Annotated in this window: 16 protein-coding genes and 2 tRNA genes; 4 read left to right on the forward strand and 14 right to left on the reverse strand. The window is 47.4% G+C overall.

Going from position 1 to position 22,093, the window contains the following annotated elements:
* Positions 1 to 9 precede the first annotated feature (9 nt).
* The 12 genes from IT233_09835 to IT233_09890 form a co-directional block, all read right to left on the reverse strand.
* Complete coding sequence (locus IT233_09835; GenBank protein ID MCC7302932.1) at positions 10 to 618, reverse strand: fumarylacetoacetate hydrolase family protein; 609 nt, start codon at positions 616 to 618, stop codon at positions 10 to 12.
* Positions 619 to 624: 6 nt separating this feature from the next.
* Positions 625 to 1,671 (reverse strand): T9SS type A sorting domain-containing protein, encoded by a 1,047-nt coding sequence (locus IT233_09840; protein ID MCC7302933.1) that lies wholly within the window; start codon positions 1,669 to 1,671, stop codon positions 625 to 627.
* Between the two features lie 31 nt (positions 1,672 to 1,702).
* Positions 1,703 to 2,473: a 3'-5' exonuclease gene (locus IT233_09845; protein MCC7302934.1), complete on the reverse strand. Its 771-nt coding sequence runs from the start codon at positions 2,471 to 2,473 to the stop codon at positions 1,703 to 1,705.
* A 2-nt stretch (positions 2,474 to 2,475) separates the two neighbouring features.
* On the reverse strand, positions 2,476 to 4,029 hold the full coding sequence (locus IT233_09850) for a PD40 domain-containing protein (GenBank protein ID MCC7302935.1): 1,554 nt from the start codon (positions 4,027 to 4,029) through the stop codon (positions 2,476 to 2,478).
* 154 nt (positions 4,030 to 4,183) lie between these two features.
* On the reverse strand, positions 4,184 to 6,400 hold the full coding sequence (locus IT233_09855; GenBank protein MCC7302936.1) for a PD40 domain-containing protein: 2,217 nt from the start codon (positions 6,398 to 6,400) through the stop codon (positions 4,184 to 4,186).
* Between the two features lie 101 nt (positions 6,401 to 6,501).
* Positions 6,502 to 8,799 carry an OmpA family protein gene (locus tag IT233_09860; GenBank protein MCC7302937.1) on the reverse strand — a complete coding sequence of 766 codons (2,298 nt, stop codon included), beginning with the start codon at positions 8,797 to 8,799 and terminating at the stop codon, positions 6,502 to 6,504.
* A gap of 83 nt (positions 8,800 to 8,882) precedes the next feature.
* Positions 8,883 to 10,901 carry a PD40 domain-containing protein gene (locus IT233_09865; protein ID MCC7302938.1) on the reverse strand — a complete coding sequence of 673 codons (2,019 nt, stop codon included), beginning with the start codon at positions 10,899 to 10,901 and terminating at the stop codon, positions 8,883 to 8,885.
* On the reverse strand, positions 10,901 to 12,211 hold the full coding sequence (locus tag IT233_09870) for a 2-oxo acid dehydrogenase subunit E2 (GenBank protein MCC7302939.1): 1,311 nt from the start codon (positions 12,209 to 12,211) through the stop codon (positions 10,901 to 10,903). The genes IT233_09865 and IT233_09870 overlap by 1 nt, the downstream gene beginning before the upstream one ends.
* Positions 12,212 to 12,269: 58 nt before the next feature.
* Positions 12,270 to 14,249 carry a glycosyltransferase gene (locus IT233_09875; protein ID MCC7302940.1) on the reverse strand — a complete coding sequence of 660 codons (1,980 nt, stop codon included), beginning with the start codon at positions 14,247 to 14,249 and terminating at the stop codon, positions 12,270 to 12,272.
* Positions 14,246 to 14,875, reverse strand: coding sequence for a recombination protein RecR (gene recR / locus IT233_09880; GenBank protein MCC7302941.1), 630 nt, complete (start codon positions 14,873 to 14,875; stop codon positions 14,246 to 14,248). Before recR ends, IT233_09875 begins: the two co-directional genes overlap by 4 nt.
* A 51-nt stretch (positions 14,876 to 14,926) precedes the next feature.
* The gene (locus IT233_09885; GenBank protein MCC7302942.1) at positions 14,927 to 15,346 is read right to left on the reverse strand and encodes a hypothetical protein; all 420 of its coding nucleotides are present in this window, start codon (positions 15,344 to 15,346) and stop codon (positions 14,927 to 14,929) included.
* Positions 15,343 to 17,895 carry a TonB-dependent receptor plug domain-containing protein gene (locus tag IT233_09890; protein ID MCC7302943.1) on the reverse strand — a complete coding sequence of 851 codons (2,553 nt, stop codon included), beginning with the start codon at positions 17,893 to 17,895 and terminating at the stop codon, positions 15,343 to 15,345. Before IT233_09890 ends, IT233_09885 begins: the two co-directional genes overlap by 4 nt.
* Before the next feature lie 273 nt (positions 17,896 to 18,168).
* On the opposite strand from IT233_09890, the gene IT233_09895 reads away from it, so the two are divergent.
* Together IT233_09895 and IT233_09900 are read left to right on the forward strand one after the other, a co-directional pair.
* Positions 18,169 to 18,250, forward strand: a tRNA-Leu gene (locus IT233_09895).
* A gap of 106 nt (positions 18,251 to 18,356) precedes the next feature.
* Positions 18,357 to 18,438 (forward strand) — tRNA-Leu (locus IT233_09900).
* 3 nt (positions 18,439 to 18,441) lie between these two features.
* Here IT233_09900 and IT233_09905 read toward each other — a convergent pair.
* Entirely contained in the window at positions 18,442 to 19,698 is a 1,257-nt protein-coding gene (locus IT233_09905; protein MCC7302944.1) for a competence/damage-inducible protein A, read from the reverse strand.
* 62 nt (positions 19,699 to 19,760) lie between these two features.
* Between IT233_09905 and IT233_09910 the strand changes: the two genes are divergently transcribed.
* Positions 19,761 to 20,492, forward strand: a complete 732-nt coding sequence (locus tag IT233_09910) for a DUF4197 domain-containing protein (protein MCC7302945.1) — start codon at positions 19,761 to 19,763, stop codon at positions 20,490 to 20,492.
* A gap of 77 nt (positions 20,493 to 20,569) precedes the next feature.
* Positions 20,570 to 21,223 (forward strand): fructose-6-phosphate aldolase, encoded by a 654-nt coding sequence (gene fsa / locus IT233_09915; protein MCC7302946.1) that lies wholly within the window; start codon positions 20,570 to 20,572, stop codon positions 21,221 to 21,223.
* On the opposite strand, the gene ispE is transcribed toward fsa, so the two are convergent.
* A complete protein-coding gene (gene ispE, locus IT233_09920) occupies positions 21,220 to 22,020 on the reverse strand; it encodes a 4-(cytidine 5'-diphospho)-2-C-methyl-D-erythritol kinase (GenBank protein ID MCC7302947.1) in 801 nt (266 codons plus the stop codon). The two genes, fsa and ispE, sit on opposite strands and share 4 nt — an antisense overlap.
* Positions 22,021 to 22,093 lie beyond the last annotated feature (73 nt).

Genomic DNA, 22,093 nt, shown 5'->3' on the forward strand with positions numbered 1-22,093 from the left:
AACTACCTTTTATCGTATCTCACACGTTAGTAGTTTTCTTTCTCCTAAAAATCCCTCCAGCAGATCCCCTTCCTTTACCGGACCCACTCCCTCAGGCGTACCGGTGAAGATCAAATCTCCAACCTTTAAGGTCACAAATCCGGAAACATAGGCTATGATTTTATCCACGGAGAAGATCATGTCCGAACTCTTGCCGGATTGCACTGTCTTCCCGTTGATATCAAGTCTGAATTTCATCTCCTGCACCTCTTCCCCCGTGGCTTTAATAAAATTTCCGATGGGCGCTGATCCGTCAAATCCCTTTGCTTTCTCCCAGGGTAATCCTTTCTCCTTGCACCTGGCCTGCACATCCCGCGCCGTAAAATCAATGCCAAGCGTGATTTCATCATAATATTTATGTGCGAAGGCCTCCCCAATATTTTTTCCCGCCTTACTTATTTTAATCACCAATTCAATCTCATGATGAATTTCACGGCTGAAATCCGGAAGATAAAAAGGCGCCCCCTCTTTCAGCAATGCCGTATCCGGTTTCATAAAAAAAACCGGTTCCGAAGGAAGTTCACTTTTCATCTCCTTGGCGTGCTCTGAGTAGTTACGTCCGATGCAAATGATTTTCATGGGGTTTTATTGCTTGTTGAATTTAGAGAGAAAAATATCATCCCCCTGCTTCACTTCCAGGATATACATTCCTCCCTCCAAATCGTTAACGAAAACGCTTCCCCCGGCTGTTGCTCCTTCAAAAAGCACTCTTCCGCTCAGGTCAAGAATCCTGTAGGTGCAGGCCCCTACCCCTCTCAGAACAAGCATATCAGTGGCCGGATTAGGATAAATGCGAATTCCGGTATCATTGCCCGGGTTGGGCGTGTTCGAAAGTAATCCGCAAGGATCAAAAAGACCGATATTCCAGACACTCAGACTGTCGTTCACAACATCATGTGCCACCTGCTGCAAAAAAGTGGCCGTTACTGCATTAAGTCCTCCTGTAAATGAATTGCTCATCACACTCTTCCCAAAGAGCACTTCGTAAAATACACAGGCCGCCAGGTACGATCCCTCCAATGCCGGATGGCTTTCATCGCCCTGGAATAAATTGAGCGTGGGGTTTAAGGCAATAGACTTTCGCCAGGATTCTCCCACCGGCGACATGAGTCCTTCGCAGGTATCTGCAAATAACTTGTAAGAAGAGCGAAGCCGGTCCTGCATCCCGGTATAGGTGCAAACGGGCGGATACGCTCCGCAATTAATGGCATCACCATTCTTGCGCCCCCAGGTCTCGAAAAAAACAGGTCTGGTGCATGAATCATTAGCATGAATCACGCTGTCAATTTTCATCGCATAAGGAGTTGTTGTGATATTTACCTGCACGGGAGACAACGAGGGCTCCTGACTTTGCGCCTGGATTACCACAAAATCCCACGCATCAGAATAAATCTTGGCGATTGAAGTGGCATCATTAAAATGGTTATTCAGGGTGTATCCGCCAGGACAATTGCTATCAAAATAAAGCGTATCGCCATTGGCTTGTGCCAGGTCACGGATAAGTTGCGGAAGGTTATTGGAATAAGTATATGAATTTCCAAGAAAGAGCACTTTAATTGTAAGGACCTGCGCATTTCCGGTCAGAAAGCAGAGGCAGCACACCACTGAAAACCATGAAACCACTTTACTCATTTGCGGATAGAATTTTCCTGTCCTCTTCTGCCTATTTCCCAAAATTCATCTTCAGTTTAATCTTTGTTATCACTCTTTTTGTGTAGAGGGGAAAATCTCCCTTCATCATCCAGTCATAATACGAAGGCTCGGCCCGGAAAACTTCCGCCACTTTCTTTCCCGCGTGTTTTCCAAAATTAAACACCTCTTCTCCAGCTTCGTTATATACCACACGACCGGCGAGATCTGCCGCCTTTGTTTTATAAGTGAATTCGTGCAAAAAATCTACTTCCGGCTTAAGATTGGTGTATTTCTCCAACTGAGCTTCCAGCACTTCGTGGGTTGCCCGGATATCCGCCTCGGCACTATGGGCGTTAGCAAGCTCCTTCCCGCAATAAAACTTATACGCAGCTACCAGTGTTCGCGGTTCCATAATATGAAAAACATTCTGCACATCTACCAGCCTGCGATTCTCCAGATCAAACTCCACCTCCACGCGCAGGAATTCTTCCGCCAAAACCGGTATGTCAAACTTGTTTGAATTATAACCTGCCAGGTCTGCGCCTTGAAGAAAATTAGCCAGCAGCTGAGCCACATCTTTGAACTTAGGCTCCTGAGCAACATCTTTATCGTAGATGCCGTGAATCGAGGAGGCCACCGCCGGAATAGGTATGCCCGGATTAATGCGCTGGGTTTTCACTTCCTTTTCTCCGGAGGGAAGCACTTTGAGGATGGAAATTTCTACGATGCGGTCTGAAGCCACATTCACCCCCGTGGTTTCAAGATCAATAAACGCCAGAGGGCGGGTAAGTTTTAAATTCATATTTATTTTTTCAGGTAAAAATCCCTCACCACCTCCGGCTTGAAGCCCTGGAAATCGAAAAGAGTAATGTTTTCTTCATAAATTTTATACCCCTCCGCTTCAATGGTCACGACCCACTTACCCGGCGGTAAGGCCATCACATAGTAGCCCTTGTTTTTTTCGGGCACATAGGTACCGTATTCCGTTCCCGTGTTCTTGTTATGCACATGAATGATTGCATTTCGGAGCTTAAGTGTACTGTCTCCGATCACATGCCCCCTGTATATGGTTTCTTTCCCTTCAATTTCGTTAAATGTCACTTTGTAAATATCCCAGTCGCCAAGGCCATCTTCCCTCATGGCCGACATATAGCCGATCCTGCCACCTTCAACAAAGGAGATCATCATCTCATCCTCCGCTGTATTCAGTGGATATCCCAAATTCCTCGGCTTGCTCCATGCATTTTCATCTTCGTCCCACACAGATTTAAAAATATCAAACCCACCCATACTGGAATGTCCCTCGGAAGCAAAATACAGGGTTTTCCCATCCTGGGAGAGCCGGGGAAACTCCTCTTTAAATTTCGTATTGATATTGGGTCCGAGATTTACCGGTAATCCCCAGGTATACGTTACATTGCCGTTGGCATCAGCGGCGGGAATTTGCCTGCACATATAGATATCCGTTTGTCCGAAATTATCGGATCTAGAGCTGCTGAAAACAAGCACTTGCATTCCTTCACCGTCTGGAGGTGTCCAAATGGATCCGGAGGTTTCAAAACCTGAATTGATATTTTCATTCATAGGTTGCGATTTCAGGAATGCACCTTTGCCATTGGGTCGCTTCGAAGTGTGGAGATCTCCCATTATTTCAATATGGTCTATATAGAAAACAATCGTGTTCCCGTCGTAGGTAATATCAGTGGCCTGTTCGTCGAGTGCGGTATTAATATTTCCGCCGATATTGGCTGCCTTGCCCCAAACCCCCGCTTTCTGAGTAACAATAAAAATATCAGAAGGATAAAAACCGTCAATTTCCGGACCACCCGGGCCCTTTCTGCGTGTTGTAAAAAGTAAAGTTTGTCCGTCAGGCGTTACAATGGGGTAATAATCCGGTTCAGGAGAATTGATGGTCTTGCCCATATTTTCGAATGTGATATCAAGCTTTCGCTTCACCAACTCTTTCCCGTTCAGGCATTGCTGGATCATACGATCCACTTCCGGGGTCTTCTTGGGTGCTTTTTCTTTATACTTATTATACGCATCAATCGCTTTATCAAATTGCAGCCCGAAGTGATATGCGCGAGCCAGATCCAGCCATGCGTCATGCTCGGCGCCGGGTTGTTTTACCACAAATTCGAGATGGGGAATTGCTTTTGCCTTTATAGAATGGGAAAGCAGGTAACAGCGCCCGGCCTTCTGATTATATTCTACGTTCTTGGCGTCTTTCTTCAGAAGGAGCAGGTATACCTGCAAAGCGGCCTTGTAATTCTTATTGGAATAATACTTCGCAGCCAGGTCCGGATCTCCTTTCAGTACAGGTTGCTGTGCCGATATAATTGCCGGAAAACCAAGCAATAAAAAGAAAATAAATATGAATCGATTCAGCCTCACAAGCATCATTCTCTATAGCAGGACAAATGGCCTGCCAAACATGCAAAGCAAGGAAAAAAAAGGGAGACCTGCAATGTTCGGGCCTCCCTCTAATTAACAGAAATTCAACAATTTATCTCTATTTCGGGTCTGCGGACTTCAGATAAACCTTGGTATATTGAAACTGCTCATATACCTCACGGTTCTCTATGTAATCTCCCTTATACTCCGGGCCACGAACTTTATAGAAAACTTTGAAATCAATATTGTCTACTGTAAGGCCGCGTTCTTTCAGTGCTTTACGGATCCGGGCTTCCGTTTCAATGGCTCGCTGATGTGCCAACTCACCGTTCGTCTTATATAATTTACCACCGGTAGGAACCTTGGAGGCACAGGTTGTGATAACCACTTTCACTTTCTCTCCGGATCTCAGTTTTTGTTCGAGTTTGTCAATCATCGCTTTAAACTTCTCATCATCTTCTCCAATCTTGGATTTATTGTAGGTGAAATATTTTGAATAATCCGCATTTGTAGAATCAGTAATCGTGGATTTAGGCTGCCCGCTTCCGGAATTCTTCACACTTCCGTCTTTGGGACGGTTTGGGTCTTTGGGATCCTTTGGATCTTTGGGGTCTTTAGGATCCTTTGGGTCTTTGGGAGGATTTACGACTACCGTATTGCCCGCGCTATCCGGCGGAAGAACACCATCTTCGATTACACGTACGGTAGTTCCGTCCAGGATAATCGTTTTCAATTTATACTCTTTTCCATCCTCATTAAAATCTACGAAGGGCGTTTTTATTAATTCGCTGTAAAGGATATTCCCTCCAACTTCCACGGCCCATGTATATTCTTTATTGGGCTGCAAGGAACTGATGTATCTCCCGCTGGAAGTATTCACTCTGTAATCACGGGCATCGCCGGTTTCAGAATGTGTCATCCGGATAAAAAGATCTTCAGGAAGCGGGTCACCGTTGGCGGTCTTCACCAGTCCCACCATCAGAGCAACCGGCTCAACAACAGGAGTGGGAATTGTGGCCATGTAGATATCCTTTTCGCCTTTAGAGCCATCCCGGAATGAGGAGAAATAGGCCCTGCGGCCATCCGTAGACATCACATAAAAAATATCGTCATCCGTCGTATTGATGGGATAGCCCATGTTCTCGGGTGCTCTCCATCCGGAATCGTTCCTTGCGGTGAAGAAAATATCGAAGCCTCCCATGGAGCGATGACCCTTAGATGAAAAGAACAAGGTTACCCCATCCGGGTGAATAAAAGGGGCATCCTCGTCATAAGGGGTGTTAACGGTCGGACCGAGGTTCATTGCTTTTGACCACCGGCCGTTGGGGAGTTTCACACACTTATAGATATCACGACCTCCGATACCTCCCTTCCGGTCGGAAACAAAATAAAGTGTTCCTCCATCGGCTGATACACAAGCGTGCGTTTCCCAACTTCCTGTATTAATATCGGTTATGTCTGCGGGTTCAACTCCCAGTTTCTCCGGACTACTCCACATAAGTCCGTTCAGTTCCGAAATAAATATTCCACCGTCGCCCTGAATGTCCTTATAAACAAAGAGCTGGGATCCGTCCGCTGACATTCCGATGGTGGCCTCGTGGTCGAAGGAGTTCACGGTGGGTCCCATGTTTTTGGCGGTGGACCACGTACCGTCCGGTTTTCGTTCGCAGTACCAGATATCCTCAAAATATTTCAGGTCGAGGGTACGGTTGTCCTCCCCTCCCATTCCTGCACGACGGGATGTGAAATAAAGAAATTTCTCATCTGCCGTAATTATGGGACTATAATCACCATAGGGGGAATTCACACTATCACCCAGATTGGTGATCACAAAAGGCATAGGCGCTTTCACCAACTCCTCTCCGTTTCTCGACCATTCCATCCGGTGAGAAACATCCTTAAGTGTTTCAACATCCTTGGCGTGAATGGTTGTCTTAAACTTTTCGAAATAAGACAGCGCATCTGCAAAGCGGTAATCGAGGTGATAGGCTTGTGCCAGGAAGAAATAGGAAGACAAGGGTGCTCCCTTCTCGGAAGGTTCAAACTCCATGTACTTTTTTGTCACATTTCGGCAGGCTCTTTCAAGAAAGGGAATAGCCTTGAGCTTTTCTGTTGTACTCTGCAGGTAGAGAAAACCCACTTTGTAGCTGACATTTGCGTTCCCTGTATCTGTTTTGTGAAGATCAAGGAAGAGGTTTAGTGCCGTATCATAGAATTGCTCCAGGATCAGCAGGTTGCCCTGCTCGAACTTCTGACGGAATTCCTTGCCTTGTCCGAACACTACGGAATAGCTGAGGATCAATAAGATACTCGAAAGCAGCGTGCGTTTTATCACAGACTTTCCAGGTTTGGTTGCGCAAATTTACCCGATTTGAATGGGAAATAGATGCCGGGAACGAATTGTTATTAACAAGCCGCGGAGGGAATAATGGCCTGCTATTCAACGATCTGTAGCTCAACCCTTCGGTTCTTCTGCATTCCCGCCATATCCGGTTTTCCGTTGGGAAGCACTTCTTTGGCTATGGGTTTTTTCTCGCCATACCCTTTGGCGGTGAGTCTGTTTTTATCAACACCCTTTTTGACCAGGTAATTAACCACTGCCTGGGCGCGTTGTTGGGAAAGAACTTCATTCTGCTTGTCATTCCCCTTGGAATCCGTGTGTCCGGAAATCTCGATCTTGATAAAATCATATTCTTTCATCAGGGCAATCACCTTTTCGAGCTCTACGTTCGACTGTTTCCGCAGGGTAGACTTGCCTGAGTCAAAGAAAATATTGTTCATCACAATGCTGGCACCCACCTTTACCCTTTCGAGGATAATATCCTTTTTAATTTCAGAGTACTCTGGCTTTTTCGGAACATTTACGTTGACGCTTTGAAATAGAAAGTTTTTCGCCTCATAGGAAATGTTATAATCCTTTCCCTTGTCCAGTACAAAAAAATACAGGCCTGTTTCCGAATGAGGATAGAAGGTGTTTAGCAATGCTCCTGTCAGGTTATCTTTAACGATGATGCGGGTAAGAGGAACAATATTTCCGGCGGCATCTTTCACTACACCGCTCACCGATACGGTACCCTTGGCCTTCGTTTCAAAATTGATGGCTTTCAGATCCACTCCCTTTTCAATTTCAGTGTAGGCGTTTTTGGGATCTACGGTTATGGTTTCAACGATGGGCTGTAAGGAATCAGCCTCATACGTGATGGCGAATGTGGTGGCTTTATCGCCGGGGTTAAGTATCAGTATGTATTTTCCGGTCTGCGGATTAGGTTTCACCAAAGAGTATTCTTCTCCGGTTTCCGCATCCCGCACGGTAATTCTTACGCTGGGAGGAATGCTGTCCGACTTCCCGTCGAGCGTGATAAACCCTTTCATCAGCACAATTGGTTCCACTACGCTGGACTCAAAAGTGATCATATAAATATCCTTATCCCCCAGACCGCCTTCCTTCCCTGAAGCATAATATCCTCGTTTACCATCGGAGGATGTCACATAAAAAATATCATCATCGGTGGTATTGGCAGGGTATCCCAGGTTGGCGGGCGGACCCCACGCGGTATCAAAAAGCTGGGCGTAAAAAATATCGAAACCTCCCATGCTCTTGTGACCCGTTGAAGAAAAGAATAGTGTCCGGTTATCCGGGTGCATAAAAGGAGCATCCTCATCATAGGGTGTATTGATCACCGGCCCCAGGTTCTGTGCCATAGACCAGTTGCCGTTGGGAAGACGCTTCACTCGGTAAATATCCCGTCCGCCGTAACCACCCTTTCTGTCCGAAACAAAATAGAGGGTATTGCCATCAGGAGTCACACACGCACTGGGTTCCCATGCTTTGGAATTAATATCTGTTGGTACCGTATTGGTTGCATCGATCTTATCCGGTGCTGTCCATTCTTTGCCGGTGAACTCACTCAGGAAAATATTACCGTCTCCCATTTCGTCTTTATAGATGAGCATGAGGTATCCGTCTGCACTTAACCCAACTGTTGCTTCATGTTCCATGGTATTAACAGGAGGCCCCAGCGGCAAGGCGCCCGTCCAGCTTCCGTCGGCTTTTCTTTTACAATACCATATATCTTCAAAGAATCCGCCATCCAGAGTACGGTTATTCAAACCACCCATGCCGGGACGCCGGGAAGTAAAAAAGATATAGGATTCATCGGCTGTGATAACAGGAGAGTAATCAGGAAAGGAAGAATTCACACTGTCGCCCAGGTTGACGATAGTACAGTTGATTGGCTTTTGGGTGAACTCGATCGCATTAAAAGACATTTCGATCAGGTGATTCACCTCCAGCAGGAGTGCCTTATCCTTCACGCCGATAATTTCTTTGAATTTATTGTAGTACTCAGTGGCCAGATCGAACTTATGATTCAGATGCAGCGCCTGGGCATAATAGTAATTAGAGATCTCCGGGGCACTTCGTTCTGCGGGTTCATCTTCCATGTATTTTTTGGCTGTATACTGTACCGCAAAAGCAAGAAACGGTTCTGCCAGCTTTTTCCGGTTGGAGCTTTTCAGATAGAGAAATCCAACCTTATAATTTACATTGGCGTTGGTGGAATCCATTTTCCGGCAGTCAAGGAAAACCGTGAGAGCTGAGTCGTAAAAACCCTCCAGAAGCATCAGGTTCCCCTGCGTGAATTTGTCACGGAACACCCGCTTATCGAATTTCGGCTGAGCCAGGGAAAGCACTCCTGACAGAAGAAAAACAAGCAATGGGATGCAGCGGGGCATAAACAGAAAAAAACGTCCGTGATTACTCACGGACATCCCCAAAGATACATTAATAAGCCTACATTGCCAAAAGGAGGTGACGCTTACTTTTTCTTCTTTTCCTTCAGATTATCAGGCACTTTAATAGGCTCCACCACATCCAGCGGACCGTTCAGGCCAATGACCTTGAATTCAAACCGGCGATTCATAGCCATGCCGGCCCTGTTCCAACTGCCGTCGTGGTTTTTATTCGCCGCGATGGGTTGCGATTCTCCGTATCCATAAGATCTCAGGCGTTCAGGTGCAATGCCTGCATCCACCAGATACTGTACCACAGCAGCTGCACGTTTTTCCGACAACTTCAGATTCAGTTCATCACTTCCCTGTGCATCACAATGTCCACCAATCTCGGCCACCAGCTTCGGCATTTTCATCAGCAGGTTTTTAAGCTTATCCAACTCCACCTTCGACTCAGGTTTCAACACAGACTTGCCGCTTTCGAAGAAAACATTTTTCAGAATAATCTTTGTGCCCACCTTAATCGGCATCAATTCTACAGGCCGCTGCAGCAGCTGATAGGAACTGGTATCCTTCACATCCAGGTTAAATGACTGAAAGGCGAACCCTTCGGCTTCATAAGTGATATTATAGTTTTTTCCGGGGGGCAGGATAAACACATACTTACCTGTGCTGGTATTCGGATAATAGGTGCCCACCAGATCTCCGGTAATGTTGTCGGTTACGTTGATCACGGTTCCCTCCGGAACACCACCAAAAATACTGGATATTACCCCGGAGAACACTGAGATTGGGAGCTCTTTCTGTCCCGGAAGCTCTACCTCGTAAATATCCTTTTCCCCCAACCCATCTGCCCGGTACGATGAGTAGTACGCATGACGGTTATCCGGTGTGGGAACGAAGAAAATATCATCATCAGTAGTATTTACCGGATATCCGATATTTCGGGGTGTGGACCATCCGGTATCCGTTAGTGTACTTACAAACACATCAAAACCTCCCATGGATTTATGTCCTCTGGAAGAGAAATACAGCGTTTTATCATCCGGCTGAATGAAGGGTCCGTCCTCATCGTATTTTGTATTGATCCGGGGTCCCAGGTTCAGTGCATGAGACCATTTTCCGTTCGGGAGTTTCACGCAGCGGTAGATATCACGTCCACCAAAACCACCGAGCGTATCGCTCACAAAATAGAGGGTATTCCCGTCAGAGGATAATGTCACACTTGGCTCCCAGAACTTTGTGTTTATTGTATTGGGAAGTTTAACAGGTTCTGACCAAATGTTCCCTTTTAGGCTGGTAGAATATATATTTCCATTTCCTCCATCGTCCTTATAAATAAAAAGCTGGGAGCCATCCACAGAAAGACCGATGGTAGCTTCATGGCCATCCGTATTCACCGGCAGCCCGATATTTCGCGCCGGGAGCCATTCATCATTCTCCTTCTGGGAAATAAAGATGTCTTCAAAATAATTTCCGCTCTCATCTTTTTTTCCGCCGGTAGTTACATTTCTGCGTGAGGTAAAAACGATCGTGTTCTGATCGGCGCTGAGTACTGCCGAATAATCAGGAAATGGCGAATTGATATTCGGCCCAAGGTTTTTCACTTTGAAGTCAACGGGCGCGGCCACCAGTTCTTTGGCGTTCATGCATAATTCGATCCTGTGGTCCACATCGGCCAGGTTCGCCAGATCCGACTCGCTGAGTATTCCTTTAAATTTCCCGTACATGGCAATTGCATCGTCAAAGCGGTAGTTCAGGTGATACGCGTCACCCAGCATGAGATACGCTGTTACCGGCGCTTTTTTCTTTTTAAAATTCTGTGTCTGGTAGTTGGGGTCAACCTCACGGGTGGCGCGTTCCAGCAGCGAAATGCAGTTTTTTCTTTCCAGCGGATGATGGAGCATACATACCCCGGTTTTATAATTCAGATTGGCATTCCCCGTATCCAACTGAAGCAAATGACGATAAAGGGGTAAAGCCTGCATGTAGGACGAGTCATAGAAAAACATCTCTGCATCCTTATAGACCTTCTTAGGAGCCTCCTGCGCCAAGATGGTACCGCAGAAAAAAAGAAATATACAAGCAGAAAGAAACTTCCTCATCAGAGTAAGGTATTGGGATCAAATCGTTCGAGGTAATCTGCCACTCTTCGCACAAACTGTCCACCCAGTGCGCCATCCACTACGCGGTGATCATAAGAATGGCTCAGGAACATCATATGCCGGATCCCGATTGTATCTCCGGAGGGAGACTCAATAACCACCGGTTTCTTTTTGATCGTCCCGATAGCAAGAATGGCTACCTGAGGCTGATTGATAATGGGTGTTCCCATCACGTTGCCAAACGTTCCGACATTGGTGATGGTATAGGTGCCTCCCTGAATTTCATCCGGGAGGAGTTTGTTTGCACGTGCACGTCCGGCGAGGTCATTCACCGCTTTAGTGAGGCCAAACAAATTCATCCGGTCCGCATTCCTGATCACAGGAACAATGAGGTTTCCGCTGGGAAGTGCCGTTGCCATTCCGATGTTGATATTCTTCCGCACAATAAGCTTGGTTCCATCAACTGAAATATTCACCATCGGAAAATCACGAATTGCTTTGCACACTGCGTCAATAAAAACGGGGGTATATGTGATCTTCTCTCCTTCCTTCTTTTCAAACTCCTTTTTCACACGTTCACGCCATAATACAAGGTTGGTAACATCTGCTTCAACAAACGAGGTAACGTGAGGGGCCACATGCTTGCTCATCACCATGTGCTCGGCGATCAGTTTACGCATGCGGTCCATTTCAATAATTTCATCTCCCGCCATAGAGATTACCGCCGGGGCTTTGTGCGTCTGCAACACGGTCTTCCCGGATTGCTCTGCACCATTACTACCGGAAGACTGTTCACGGGTCTGCACTTTTTTTCCTCTCTGAGGAAGGAAGGCAAGAATATCCTGCTTGGTTACACGCCCGTCCTTTCCCGTTCCCGGGATGGTTTCCAGTTCCTCTGCCGAAATACCTTCTTTCTGCGCGATGGTTCGCACCAAAGGAGAATAAAATCTATTACCGGTGCTGGAAAGTACCGGTGCAGATTTTTCCGCAGCCACCTGCACGGTCTCAGCCTTTTGTGTTACAGCCGGGGTAGTTTGCACCCGGGGTGTTACCGGTATCGTTTCAGCACTGCCGCTTCCAATGATTGCCACGGCTTTTCCCACTTGCACAACCTCCCCTTCTTTAAAAAGTTGCCTGATCAGCGTACCCGCCGCCGTTGATGGAATCTCTGAATCTACCTTATCTGTTGCAATCTCCAGTACAGGTTCGTCCATGGCCACCTGATCGCCCTCCTTTTTCAACCAACGGATCACGGTTGCTTCATTCACACTTTCACCCATTTTGGGCATGATCAGCTCTACATTTGCCATAACCTTCCGAAATTAATAAAAGGAATACTCCCTTTCCTGCAAAAATAAGGGATTCGCGCTAATAGCCCACATCCTTGCGGCCCAATAACCTCCACGATCTCAGCAAAATAGAAAGATCATTCCGGGTTCTGTAGTCCCTGGCGTATAAAGTATCGAGTCGGGCAAGGGTTTCTGCATCCGGATCCCGGAGCCGGAGGGGATGCGCTGGAGTTAGTACGCCCGGTCGCAGGGGAGGCAGTGTCTGCGGGTGTTTGGTCGGCCGCGCGAGTCTTGTAAAACCCACCCAGGTCTTTTTTCCCAACAATACACTGAAACAATTGCCAAGAAAGGTTCCCGGAGAAGGAATGAACAGGAGGAGAACCGGGCAAAAAATGATCATCATGAGGGAGATGCCCAAATCGAAAAGGCGTTTATTCCGTTTGTTAGCAGGACGGCTCACCGCATTGGTTCCGATCACATAGAGGTCACCGGCAGTATTGATAGAATTACTCCCAATTACCGAATGAGATTCCGGGGGAGCGATTTTGAAATCGAGACTGGCAACCGGTGGTGAAGCCATGCGATCCATAATTTCCTGTGCGGTAACATCACGTGAGCAGAAAATAAGTTCATTTATACGGTAGATCCTGCACACTTCATCCAGCTGCGAGATAGTACCCGCGAACTGGGGAATTTTCTCTTCTGCCGGACTCACATACGCACAGAAACTGACCGGCACTCCGGCCTCGCGGATCACACGATCTACTCTCCGGCATTCATCAGCACTTCCAACAATCACGATACGCTTGCGACTGCTTCCCTCCAGGCTGAAACTTTTCAGGCCGGCCATATGAAGCGAAATTCTCAGAAAAAGGGTCCATAGCAGGGTCCAGCCTGCACCGAGGAAGATCATCACTCTCGAGAAACGCAGGGTTTCCGGAAGCAAAGCATACAGCACCAACACCATCCCTGTTCCCACCACCGCACCGCGAATGACCCGTGAAAGACGAACCGGCCGGTCGTACCCCCCGCTGAAGAACAGCGACAGCAGCCACAGAAAAATATAGGAGGGTACAAGGTAACGGATGAACTCAGGCGGATACGCGCCTCCTTCTGTATATTTAAAATGATTTTCGTAATAATTTTTGATAAACCATATCCCGGCGAAGATCCCGGCGGCATCCATCAGCGGGAAAACAATGGAGCGCAGTCCCCTGTAAATAATTGCGGCCGCCGCACGCATATAAACTGCCGCGTTAATCAGAAGCACAAACGTTTGTGCTCTCCCTGCTGAAAAGTGTTTCTTTGCAAAAATGATCATCGCCTGGTAGAAAACCATGACGTAATTCACAGAAGACTTTTTGGTGCTCTCTCCCTTGTAATGAATAATTCTTGTGTCAGCAAAATAGTAGTTTTTGTACCCCGCCTTCACCAGGCGCCAACTCATATCTACGTCCTCCCCGTACATAAAAAAATCTTCGTCGAGCATACCTGCCTTATCAACTGCTTTTTTGCGCATCATCATGAATGCTCCGCAGAGGATATCCACTTCATTTGTTTCGTTCTCCGGCAGGTAGCCCAGGTGATATTTTCCGAACGTACGTGAACGGGGGAAAAGAGCGGACAGTCCAAAAATTTTAAAGAAGGCCACGGCAGGGGTGGGGAGAGAGCGTTTCGATTCCGGAAGAAAATTTCCTTTCCCGTCAATCATTCTTACTCCGAGTCCACCGGCCTCCGGGTGCGCATCCATAAAACCGGTAACTTTCCGGAAGGTATCCTCTTCCACAACAGTATCAGGATTCAGGAGGAGGATATATTCACCGACGGAAGCACGAATGGCCTGATTATTTGCACGTGAAAAGCCCACATTTTCCCTGTTGAGAATCAGGTGAACTTCCGGATATTTCCGCTGTACCATTTCCACGGACCCATCCACCGAATTATTATCCACCACAAAAACTTCCGCGGGGATTCCGTTCAGGGCGTTTCTGACGGAATGCAGGCAGTGGTCGAGGAAGTGCTCCACATTATAATTCACTATGATTACCGAAAGCTTCACTGCCCTTTGCTCTGGTTAAAAGTAGTTTCATACGGAGTGCGGTGCAGGATAGACCGGCCAAGGGTAACCTCATCCGCATACTCCAGGTTGTCTCCCACGGAAACACCTCTTGCCAAGGTGGATATTTTAATTCCTGCAGGCAACAATTTCTTATATAAATAAAAATTGGTGGTCTCTCCTTCCATCGTGGTAGACAGGGCCAGAATTACCTCCCTCACCTCTCCCCTGCTCACCCGGCTGGTGAGCGAATCAATCGTAAGGTCGGAAGGACCCACTCCATCCATGGGAGAAATGATTCCACCCAGTACATGATACAATCCACGGTACTGCCCGGTATTTTCAATGGAAATAACATCCCGTATATCCTCGACCACACAAAGGAGACCGCGATCGCGGTCAGTGGAGGAACATATATCGCAGGTGTCCGTTTCGGTGAGATTATGACATTCTTTACAAGGCCGCACTTTCTCTTTCAGGCGCCGGATGGCTTCCGTCAATTTCACAGCATCCACCGTGTCTCTTTTCAGTATTTCCAATACATAACGTAATGCCGTTTTCTTGCCGACCCCCGGCAGGCGGGAAAACTCATTGACTGCATCTTCAATAACACGGGATGAAAAATTCATAGATCAGGCAATTCTTGGTGCATTTATAAGACGACTTTCTATATCCCAGGCTTATATAGGGGAATTAAAAATACTGTGAAAGGGGTTTTCATCATTCTCTTTGCGAAAACGCTCTGCAATCTTTCGGGCCAGCATGGCATGTGCCGTGTATCCGTTTTTTTCAAGCCAAACCATTGCTTTTTCATCGCCGTTAATAAAATTGGATGCGGCTGCCCATTGAGGATTTCCTGTTTGCAGTAAAAATTTAACCGACGACCGCTCCCCGTCTACTGCTTTACAGAATGCAGCCAGCACTGCCGATCCGGAAGCTTTCAGGGCAAGGAAGGCCTCCTCCTTTTCCTCCGCAAGGTAATCGAATACACACAGCAAATCCGCTCCACCTTCCGTACGCAGGCTGTCGGCAGCATCCTTCCTGCCGGCAAAAAGCTCAGCCAGCAGATGCAATTGTCCGGAGGAAGGTTGTTTGATCATGATGAAGAACTGCCTTTTTTCTTCCCGAAACGGGCCACTAACTTAACATTCACCATGCGGCGAGTCAGATAATTTGGAATGGCATACTGCCGGTCAGTAATATCCTTAATCCACAAGTACGATACCGTATTGTTTGTAGCGAAAAGATTAAATACCTCAACAGCCAACCACATGGAAGAAAAGTGCCGGAAGAACTGCCGTTTAAAAAACAAGGAGCTATCGCTCACGAGTTCATAGGAAAATCCGATGTCGGCTCTCCGGTAAAAGGGGTAACGAAGCGTGTCTTTGTACCGCTCAAAACTGGGAGGCCCGAAGGGCAATCCGGAACCAAACTGAAGACTGAGGTGCATTTTACACCTGGGAAAACGCGGCAGGTAGTCCTGAAAGAATAATCCGAAGGTAACGAGCTGATCCGTAGGGCGAGGGATAAAGCCCGGTTCAAACCTCACCGAATCGGTAATGGAATCGTTGGCCGTATAGCCGAAGATGATCTGCTCACCCTGGCTATTGTAATACTTGTAGAAAAAGTCCTCCTTCACATCCTCCCGGATGGTCATTACAGAGAGCGTGAACCAGGACTCAATGCCTTTGACGAACTCTCCGTTTACTTTCATATCAATTCCGGTAGCAAAACCACTTGCCATGTTTTTAGCATAATAACGGATCCGGACGTTATCCACCTCGTAGGGAACCAGATTCTCCAGCTTTTTAAAGTAAATTTCCGTTACCCATTTGAAGGGGCGCCGCCACATTTTAAAATTTCTGTCTAACCCTGCCAGAAAATGAATGGAAGTCTGCGCTTTCACATCTTTGTTAATCATCCCATACATATCCCTGAGTTCCCGGTAGAACGGCGGCTGATGATAATAACCCGCTGCAGCCCGAAAAAGATAATCCTGCTTCCAGTTCGGCTCCCATGAAACAGAGAGGCGCGGTGAAAGTAAAAACTGTCCGTTTACACTCCAGTAACTTGCACGGACTCCGGCAGTAATTGAGATTTCCGAAGTATCGGCCAGGCGACGTGATCGGGTATACTGCCCGTAAGCATTCGTCCGGAAACTTTCCAGATCGATGGATGTTTTTACCACTTCCTGCAATTCAACTGTTCCCGGATCTCCCTGAGGAATACTGTAGCCCGCTGAATCTGTCATTTTCCACTCACTGAGCTGATCATGTATAAATTCCTGCTGATACTTTACACCCCAGTCCCACCTGCTTTCAGTACCCTTGAACGGATCAAACTCGAAGATTTTCGTTCCGCGATGCTCACCCGAGTACACCGATGCATTAAGGTAATTCCGTGCATGATGAAGGAGTCCGCCTATTCCCAGATTGTACGCAACATCTCCGAAATCATCTTTTCCAAAATCATTTTCCAACGCATCGATACGGTACTGGCCCAACAGGTCAAATGTTTCCATCTCACTGGTGTGAAAGCCGGAAAATATATACCTCATTTTAAGATTCCGGTTGTGTGGTTTGTGAATAAAAGAGACGGCTCCCATAAAAGAACGAAAAGCATCCACTTCCTGCCCGTCCCAGAAGACGGTAAGTCGGAAAGCCTGGTTCACCGTTCCAAAATCCGATTGGCGGCTTTCGGGAATAACATGATAGCGGTTGGAAGAAATATTTCCAAGGAAGTGTATTTCAAACTCGTCCGTAACGGCTCGGGTGAGGTAGGTCTGAACATCGTAGAAAGAAGGTTTGAACTCACCTTCGGTATCGAGGGCGCCAAGAATGTACTGGCTGGACTTCTGCCGCGCGCCGAGAAGCCAGGAGAAGAGACGGGATTCCGAAGAACCTTCAAGGTGCAATGATCCTCCCAATGCGCTGCCGGAAAATGAACCCGCAAAACTGGTTGGCTTCTTGTAGGTGATGTCCATTACGCTGGACATTTTGTCTCCGTACTTGGCTTCGAAGCCTCCGGCAGAAAAAAGAATATTCGAGACGAGGTCAGGATTAGCGAAACTAAGTCCTTCCTGTTGTCCGCTCCGAACAAGAAAAGGGCGGTACACTTCAATGTCATTCACGTAAACCAGATTTTCATCGTAATTGCCGCCCCGGACAGAATAACCTGAGCTGAGCTCATTTGTCATACTCACTCCAAGTTCTGCACGAAGCACAGCGTTTATATCGCCGGAAGGTCCAACCTGCACCGGCAACACATTGACCGGGATCTGCTTCACAAATTTCTTCCTGTTGTTCTGGTCTTCGATCACTACCTCGTCACTCATGATTACATCCACCAGTACCAGATTCACGGTTTCAACCGAACCCGGTTTTAGACGGATCACCCTTTCCTCGGGGGTGATGGTCACATGAGAAAATATAAGTCTCAAAGTGGTATCTGCCGGGAGCGTGAGATAGAATTCCCCGTTCACATTTGTCCGTGTCTTTACTTTTGGAAACCCTTTCGCTGTGATGATAAGATCATGAAAAGGCAGGCCTTCGGGATTGGTGATCCTTCCTTTAAGGACCGCCGTTTGGGCGAATACCGTGACAGAAAAGACCAGCAGAAGAATGGTCAGGAGGGCGGTCCGGGGAGACATGGTCACAAGAACGCTTAAAGGTAGGGTTTATTGTGATTTTACCTTCTGTAAATGCCTAATTTTAAGGAAGAACGGGAGTTTAGAGGAAAAAGGGTCGGGTCTTTTTTTTCTCAATTTCTGTGAAGCACACCTTCCTGTTTCCGTTTAAATAATTCATGTATCTTTGCCTCCCTTTTATTGGTTCATTGAAATAGTTTTCAAGGTTTTAGCCCCGCTTCGGGTTCTTGTATTCCGGCAGGAAGATTGGAAAAGAAGCCGGGTAACTGAGTGCCTGCCCAGGTGGTGGAATTGGTATACACGTACGTTTGAGGGGCGTATGTCGCAAGACTTACGAGTTCGAGTCTCGTCCTGGGCACTTCCGACAGGAAAAACCTGAGACGAGACGATCACCCAAGGCAGTGGGTGAAACGTACGGTTGAGGGGAACTCTCGTTCTGGTCATACCTTAGAAAACATAGCATTGCCCAGGTGGTGGAATTGGTATACACGTACGTCTCAGAAGCGTATTCCTCACGGATTGCGAGTTCGAGTCTCGCCCTGGGCACTTTTACTTTCCCAACTCTCTGCGAAGGCATTCCAGCGCAGCTCTTGACATCCGCTCAATATTTCTGATTCGGTCTTTACCAAAACGCATTGGCTCAGCCCGCACACCCTGCGGCGTATGAATGCCAATCCACACAAACCCTACAGGTTTAGTTTCTGATCCGCCTGAAGGACCAGCGACTCCCGTTGTGGAAAGAGCGTAATCCGTTCCAAAACGGCGGGCGGCCCCTTCAGCCATTTCCATTGCCACCTCTTCAGACACTGCACCAAATCTGATCAGAGATTCACTCTTCACATCGAGTAATTGTTCCTTTGCTTTGTTTGCATACGCTGTAACTGAGCCCATGAAATAATCCGATGAGCCGGCAATCTCTGTAATAAGATGTGCAAGAAATCCTCCTGTGCAGCTCTCCGCTACAGACATTGTTGCGCTTCTTTCACGAAGCCTTTCACCCACAGCTTGTCCAAGCGTAAACTCCCCTTCTCCGAATACCTCCCTCCCAAAAATATAATCAGGTATAATTCTCTCCAGCTCCTCGATTTTTTTCTCTACACGAATTTTGGGTTCCTTCCCGTCCTGAGAAGTGGCAGTAAGCCTCAGCCTGACCTGACCGGGTCGGGGCAAATAGGCAAGCTTGATTTTCTCCGACGCCAGCGCATCTTCCCATTCAGATATTTTCGCGGCCAAAAAAGACTCTCCGATACCCTGCGTAAGAACGGTTGCGTGAAAAATCTGAGGCAAGCTGAAGTGCTGCCTGAATTCGGGTATCACCTGGCCGCTCATGATGCCCTTCATTTCATAAGGAACACCCGGCATGGAAATAAAAATCTTCCCATTCTTTTCCATCCACATTCCGGGCGCTGTACCCATCGTGTTGTTTAATACTTTGCAACGTGAAGGCACCATGGCCTGTTGCCGGTTTACTTCCAGCATAGGCAGCCCACGTGATCGAAACATTTCCTCTACCTGGTTCAAAACGGAGGGATTCAGCACCAGGTGATCCTCAAAGTATTCACAGAAGGTAGTTTTGGTAATATCATCACGCGTAGGGCCGAGACCGCCGGTAATCAGTACAATATCTGACCGCCTCTCGGCGTCGTGAAGCGCGGACACTATTTGCTCGCGCTCATCCGGAATGCTTGTGATGCGGGTTACCTGAATGCCGGCCAGGCTGAGTCTTTCGCCCAACCAGGCTGAATTTGTATCCACAACCTGTCCTATCAGAATCTCATCGCCTATCGTAATGATCTCAGCCCGCATGGGATAAAAGTAGAGTTTTGGCCGAATATTTGTAGGTTTGAGGCCGAACCAAGCGCATGAACATGAAAAAACTGACGTATCTTCTGTTTGCAGGCCTGGGCGTTGCGGTGATTTCCTGTACGAGCACCCAGCTGAACCAGCTTAATCAGGTGATGAATACCAATACCACTCCAACAGAAAATCCGCTCACCAATGATGAGGTGATCGCCGGACTGAGGAGCGCACTGAGCGTAGGAACGGATAGCTCAACCTTTAAGGCCTCCAAGCTGGACGGATTTTACAAAAATCCCCGGCTGTTCGTACCCTTTCCACCCGAAGCTATAAAAGTGAAAGAGAAAGTGGAAGCTCTTGGCTTTAAGGATAAAGTGGACAAGTTTGTCCTTACACTGAACCGCGGAGCAGAAGAAGCCTGCAAAGATGCCGGACCTATTTTCCTGAATGCAATTAAGAATATGAGTATTGCAGACGGTTTCGGAATTCTTAAAGGAGGTGACAATGCCGCAACCAATTATCTCAAAGACAAAACAACTCCGGAACTCAAAAGCACTTTTCTTCCTAAAGTAAAAGATGCCCTGAACCGGGTGGAACTGACCAAATACTGGAATCCTGTTATCTCAACGTATAATAAAATTCCCGGTGTTGAAAAGCAGAATCCCGATTTGGATGCCTACGTTACGGACAGGGCTATTATAGGCCTCTTTGTCCTGTTGGCCGACGAAGAACTCAAGATCCGGAAGGATCCTATTGCCCGCGTCAATGACATCTTAAAGAGAGTGTTTGGCAGCAAGTACTGACACGCTATGGATATTTTGTTAATACTTAAGCCCTCTCCGGAGGGCTTTCATTTTTAGTTTTACCGAAACATTTTCCAATGAAATTTTTTGTTGACACGGCCAATCTTGATCAGATCAGAGAGGCGCAGGACCTTGGTATTCTTGACGGAGTTACAACCAATCCGTCCCTGATGGCCAAAGAAGGCATTAAAGGAGAAGCTGCCGTGATGAAGCACTACACAGACATCTGCAAGATTGTTACGGGAGACGTAAGTGCGGAGGTGATTGCCACGGATTACGAGGGCATTATCAGGGAAGGAAAAAAACTGGCGGCACTACATTCGCAAATTGTGGTAAAAGTTCCTATGATCAAAGATGGAATAAAGGCCATAAAGCATTTTACATCTGAAGGAATTAAAACAAACTGCACACTTGTATTTTCACCCGGCCAGGCCTTACTTGCCGCTAAAGCCGGAGCCACCTATGTTTCTCCGTTTCTCGGCCGTCTTGATGATGTGAGTACGGACGGACTGGCGTTGATCGCAGACCTGCGGATTATTTATGACAACTACGGTTACAAAACACAGATTCTTGCAGCCTCCATCCGCCATCCCATGCATATCATCGAATGTGCAAAGATAGGCGCCGATGTAGCCACCTGCCCGCTGGCACCGATCCTGGCTCTGCTCAAGCATCCGCTCACGGACAATGGATTAAAACAATTTCTCGAGGACGCGAAGAAGTTTGCCTAGAGCTTTCCGGAAAACACCACGTCTGTGCCGGTTATTCCCGGCGGCCTAACAAACAGCCCAAATACCGCTGAACCCGAACCGGACATGGATGCATAGAACGCCCCTGCATCCAGCAAACGCTTTTTCTGGTGCGCCAATTCATGGTGCTTCAAAAACACTGATTCTTCAAAATCATTCCATACTCTTTTGCCCCATTCCTGAATGTCAACATTACCGGCATGGAATTCAGTTACCGAATTTCCTTCCTTCCGGTTCAGGTCGCGATAGGCCTCTACTGTTGAAACATGTATACCGGAAAATAAAATCACCAGGTATTTCCCGCTTAGATCCGGTCCTGTATCGTACATAATCTCTCCCCTGCCCTCCACCAACTGCGGTCCACTCCGGAGAAAAAACGGGCAGTCGCTGCCCAGTTCTAAAGCCATATTCTCCACTTCCCCGTCTGGTAAGGATCTACCTGAAATCCTCAGCGCTGCCTTCAGGAAGCAGGCCGCATCTGCAGACCCCCCCCCCAGTCCGGCCCCCGCCGGAACAATTTTATGAAGGTGAGTTCGCAAAGGGGGAAGATCCGTTCGGCTTCTGAGTAACTCGTGGGCTTTCCATACAAGGTTTTCCGCCGAAGGGCCCGGAAGATGGTGCCCGGTCTGAACAAAGGAATAGGATTCCGACCTGGTCAGCTCGAGAATGTCTGTAAAAGGGATTGGAAAAAAAACGCTCCGGATAGAATGGTATCCGTCTGAACGGGGCCCGCCCACAGAAAGACCGATATTGATTTTGGATCCCGGGAAAAAAAGCACCCCCAAAAGTAAGACATTCCACTGTTAATCAGCAAGAAACGACCAAATCAAAATTATCTTTACATTAGCCTTT

Source organism: Bacteroidia bacterium (genome assembly GCA_020852255.1).
GTDB lineage: Bacteria > Bacteroidota > Bacteroidia > JADZBD01 > JADZBD01 > JADZBD01.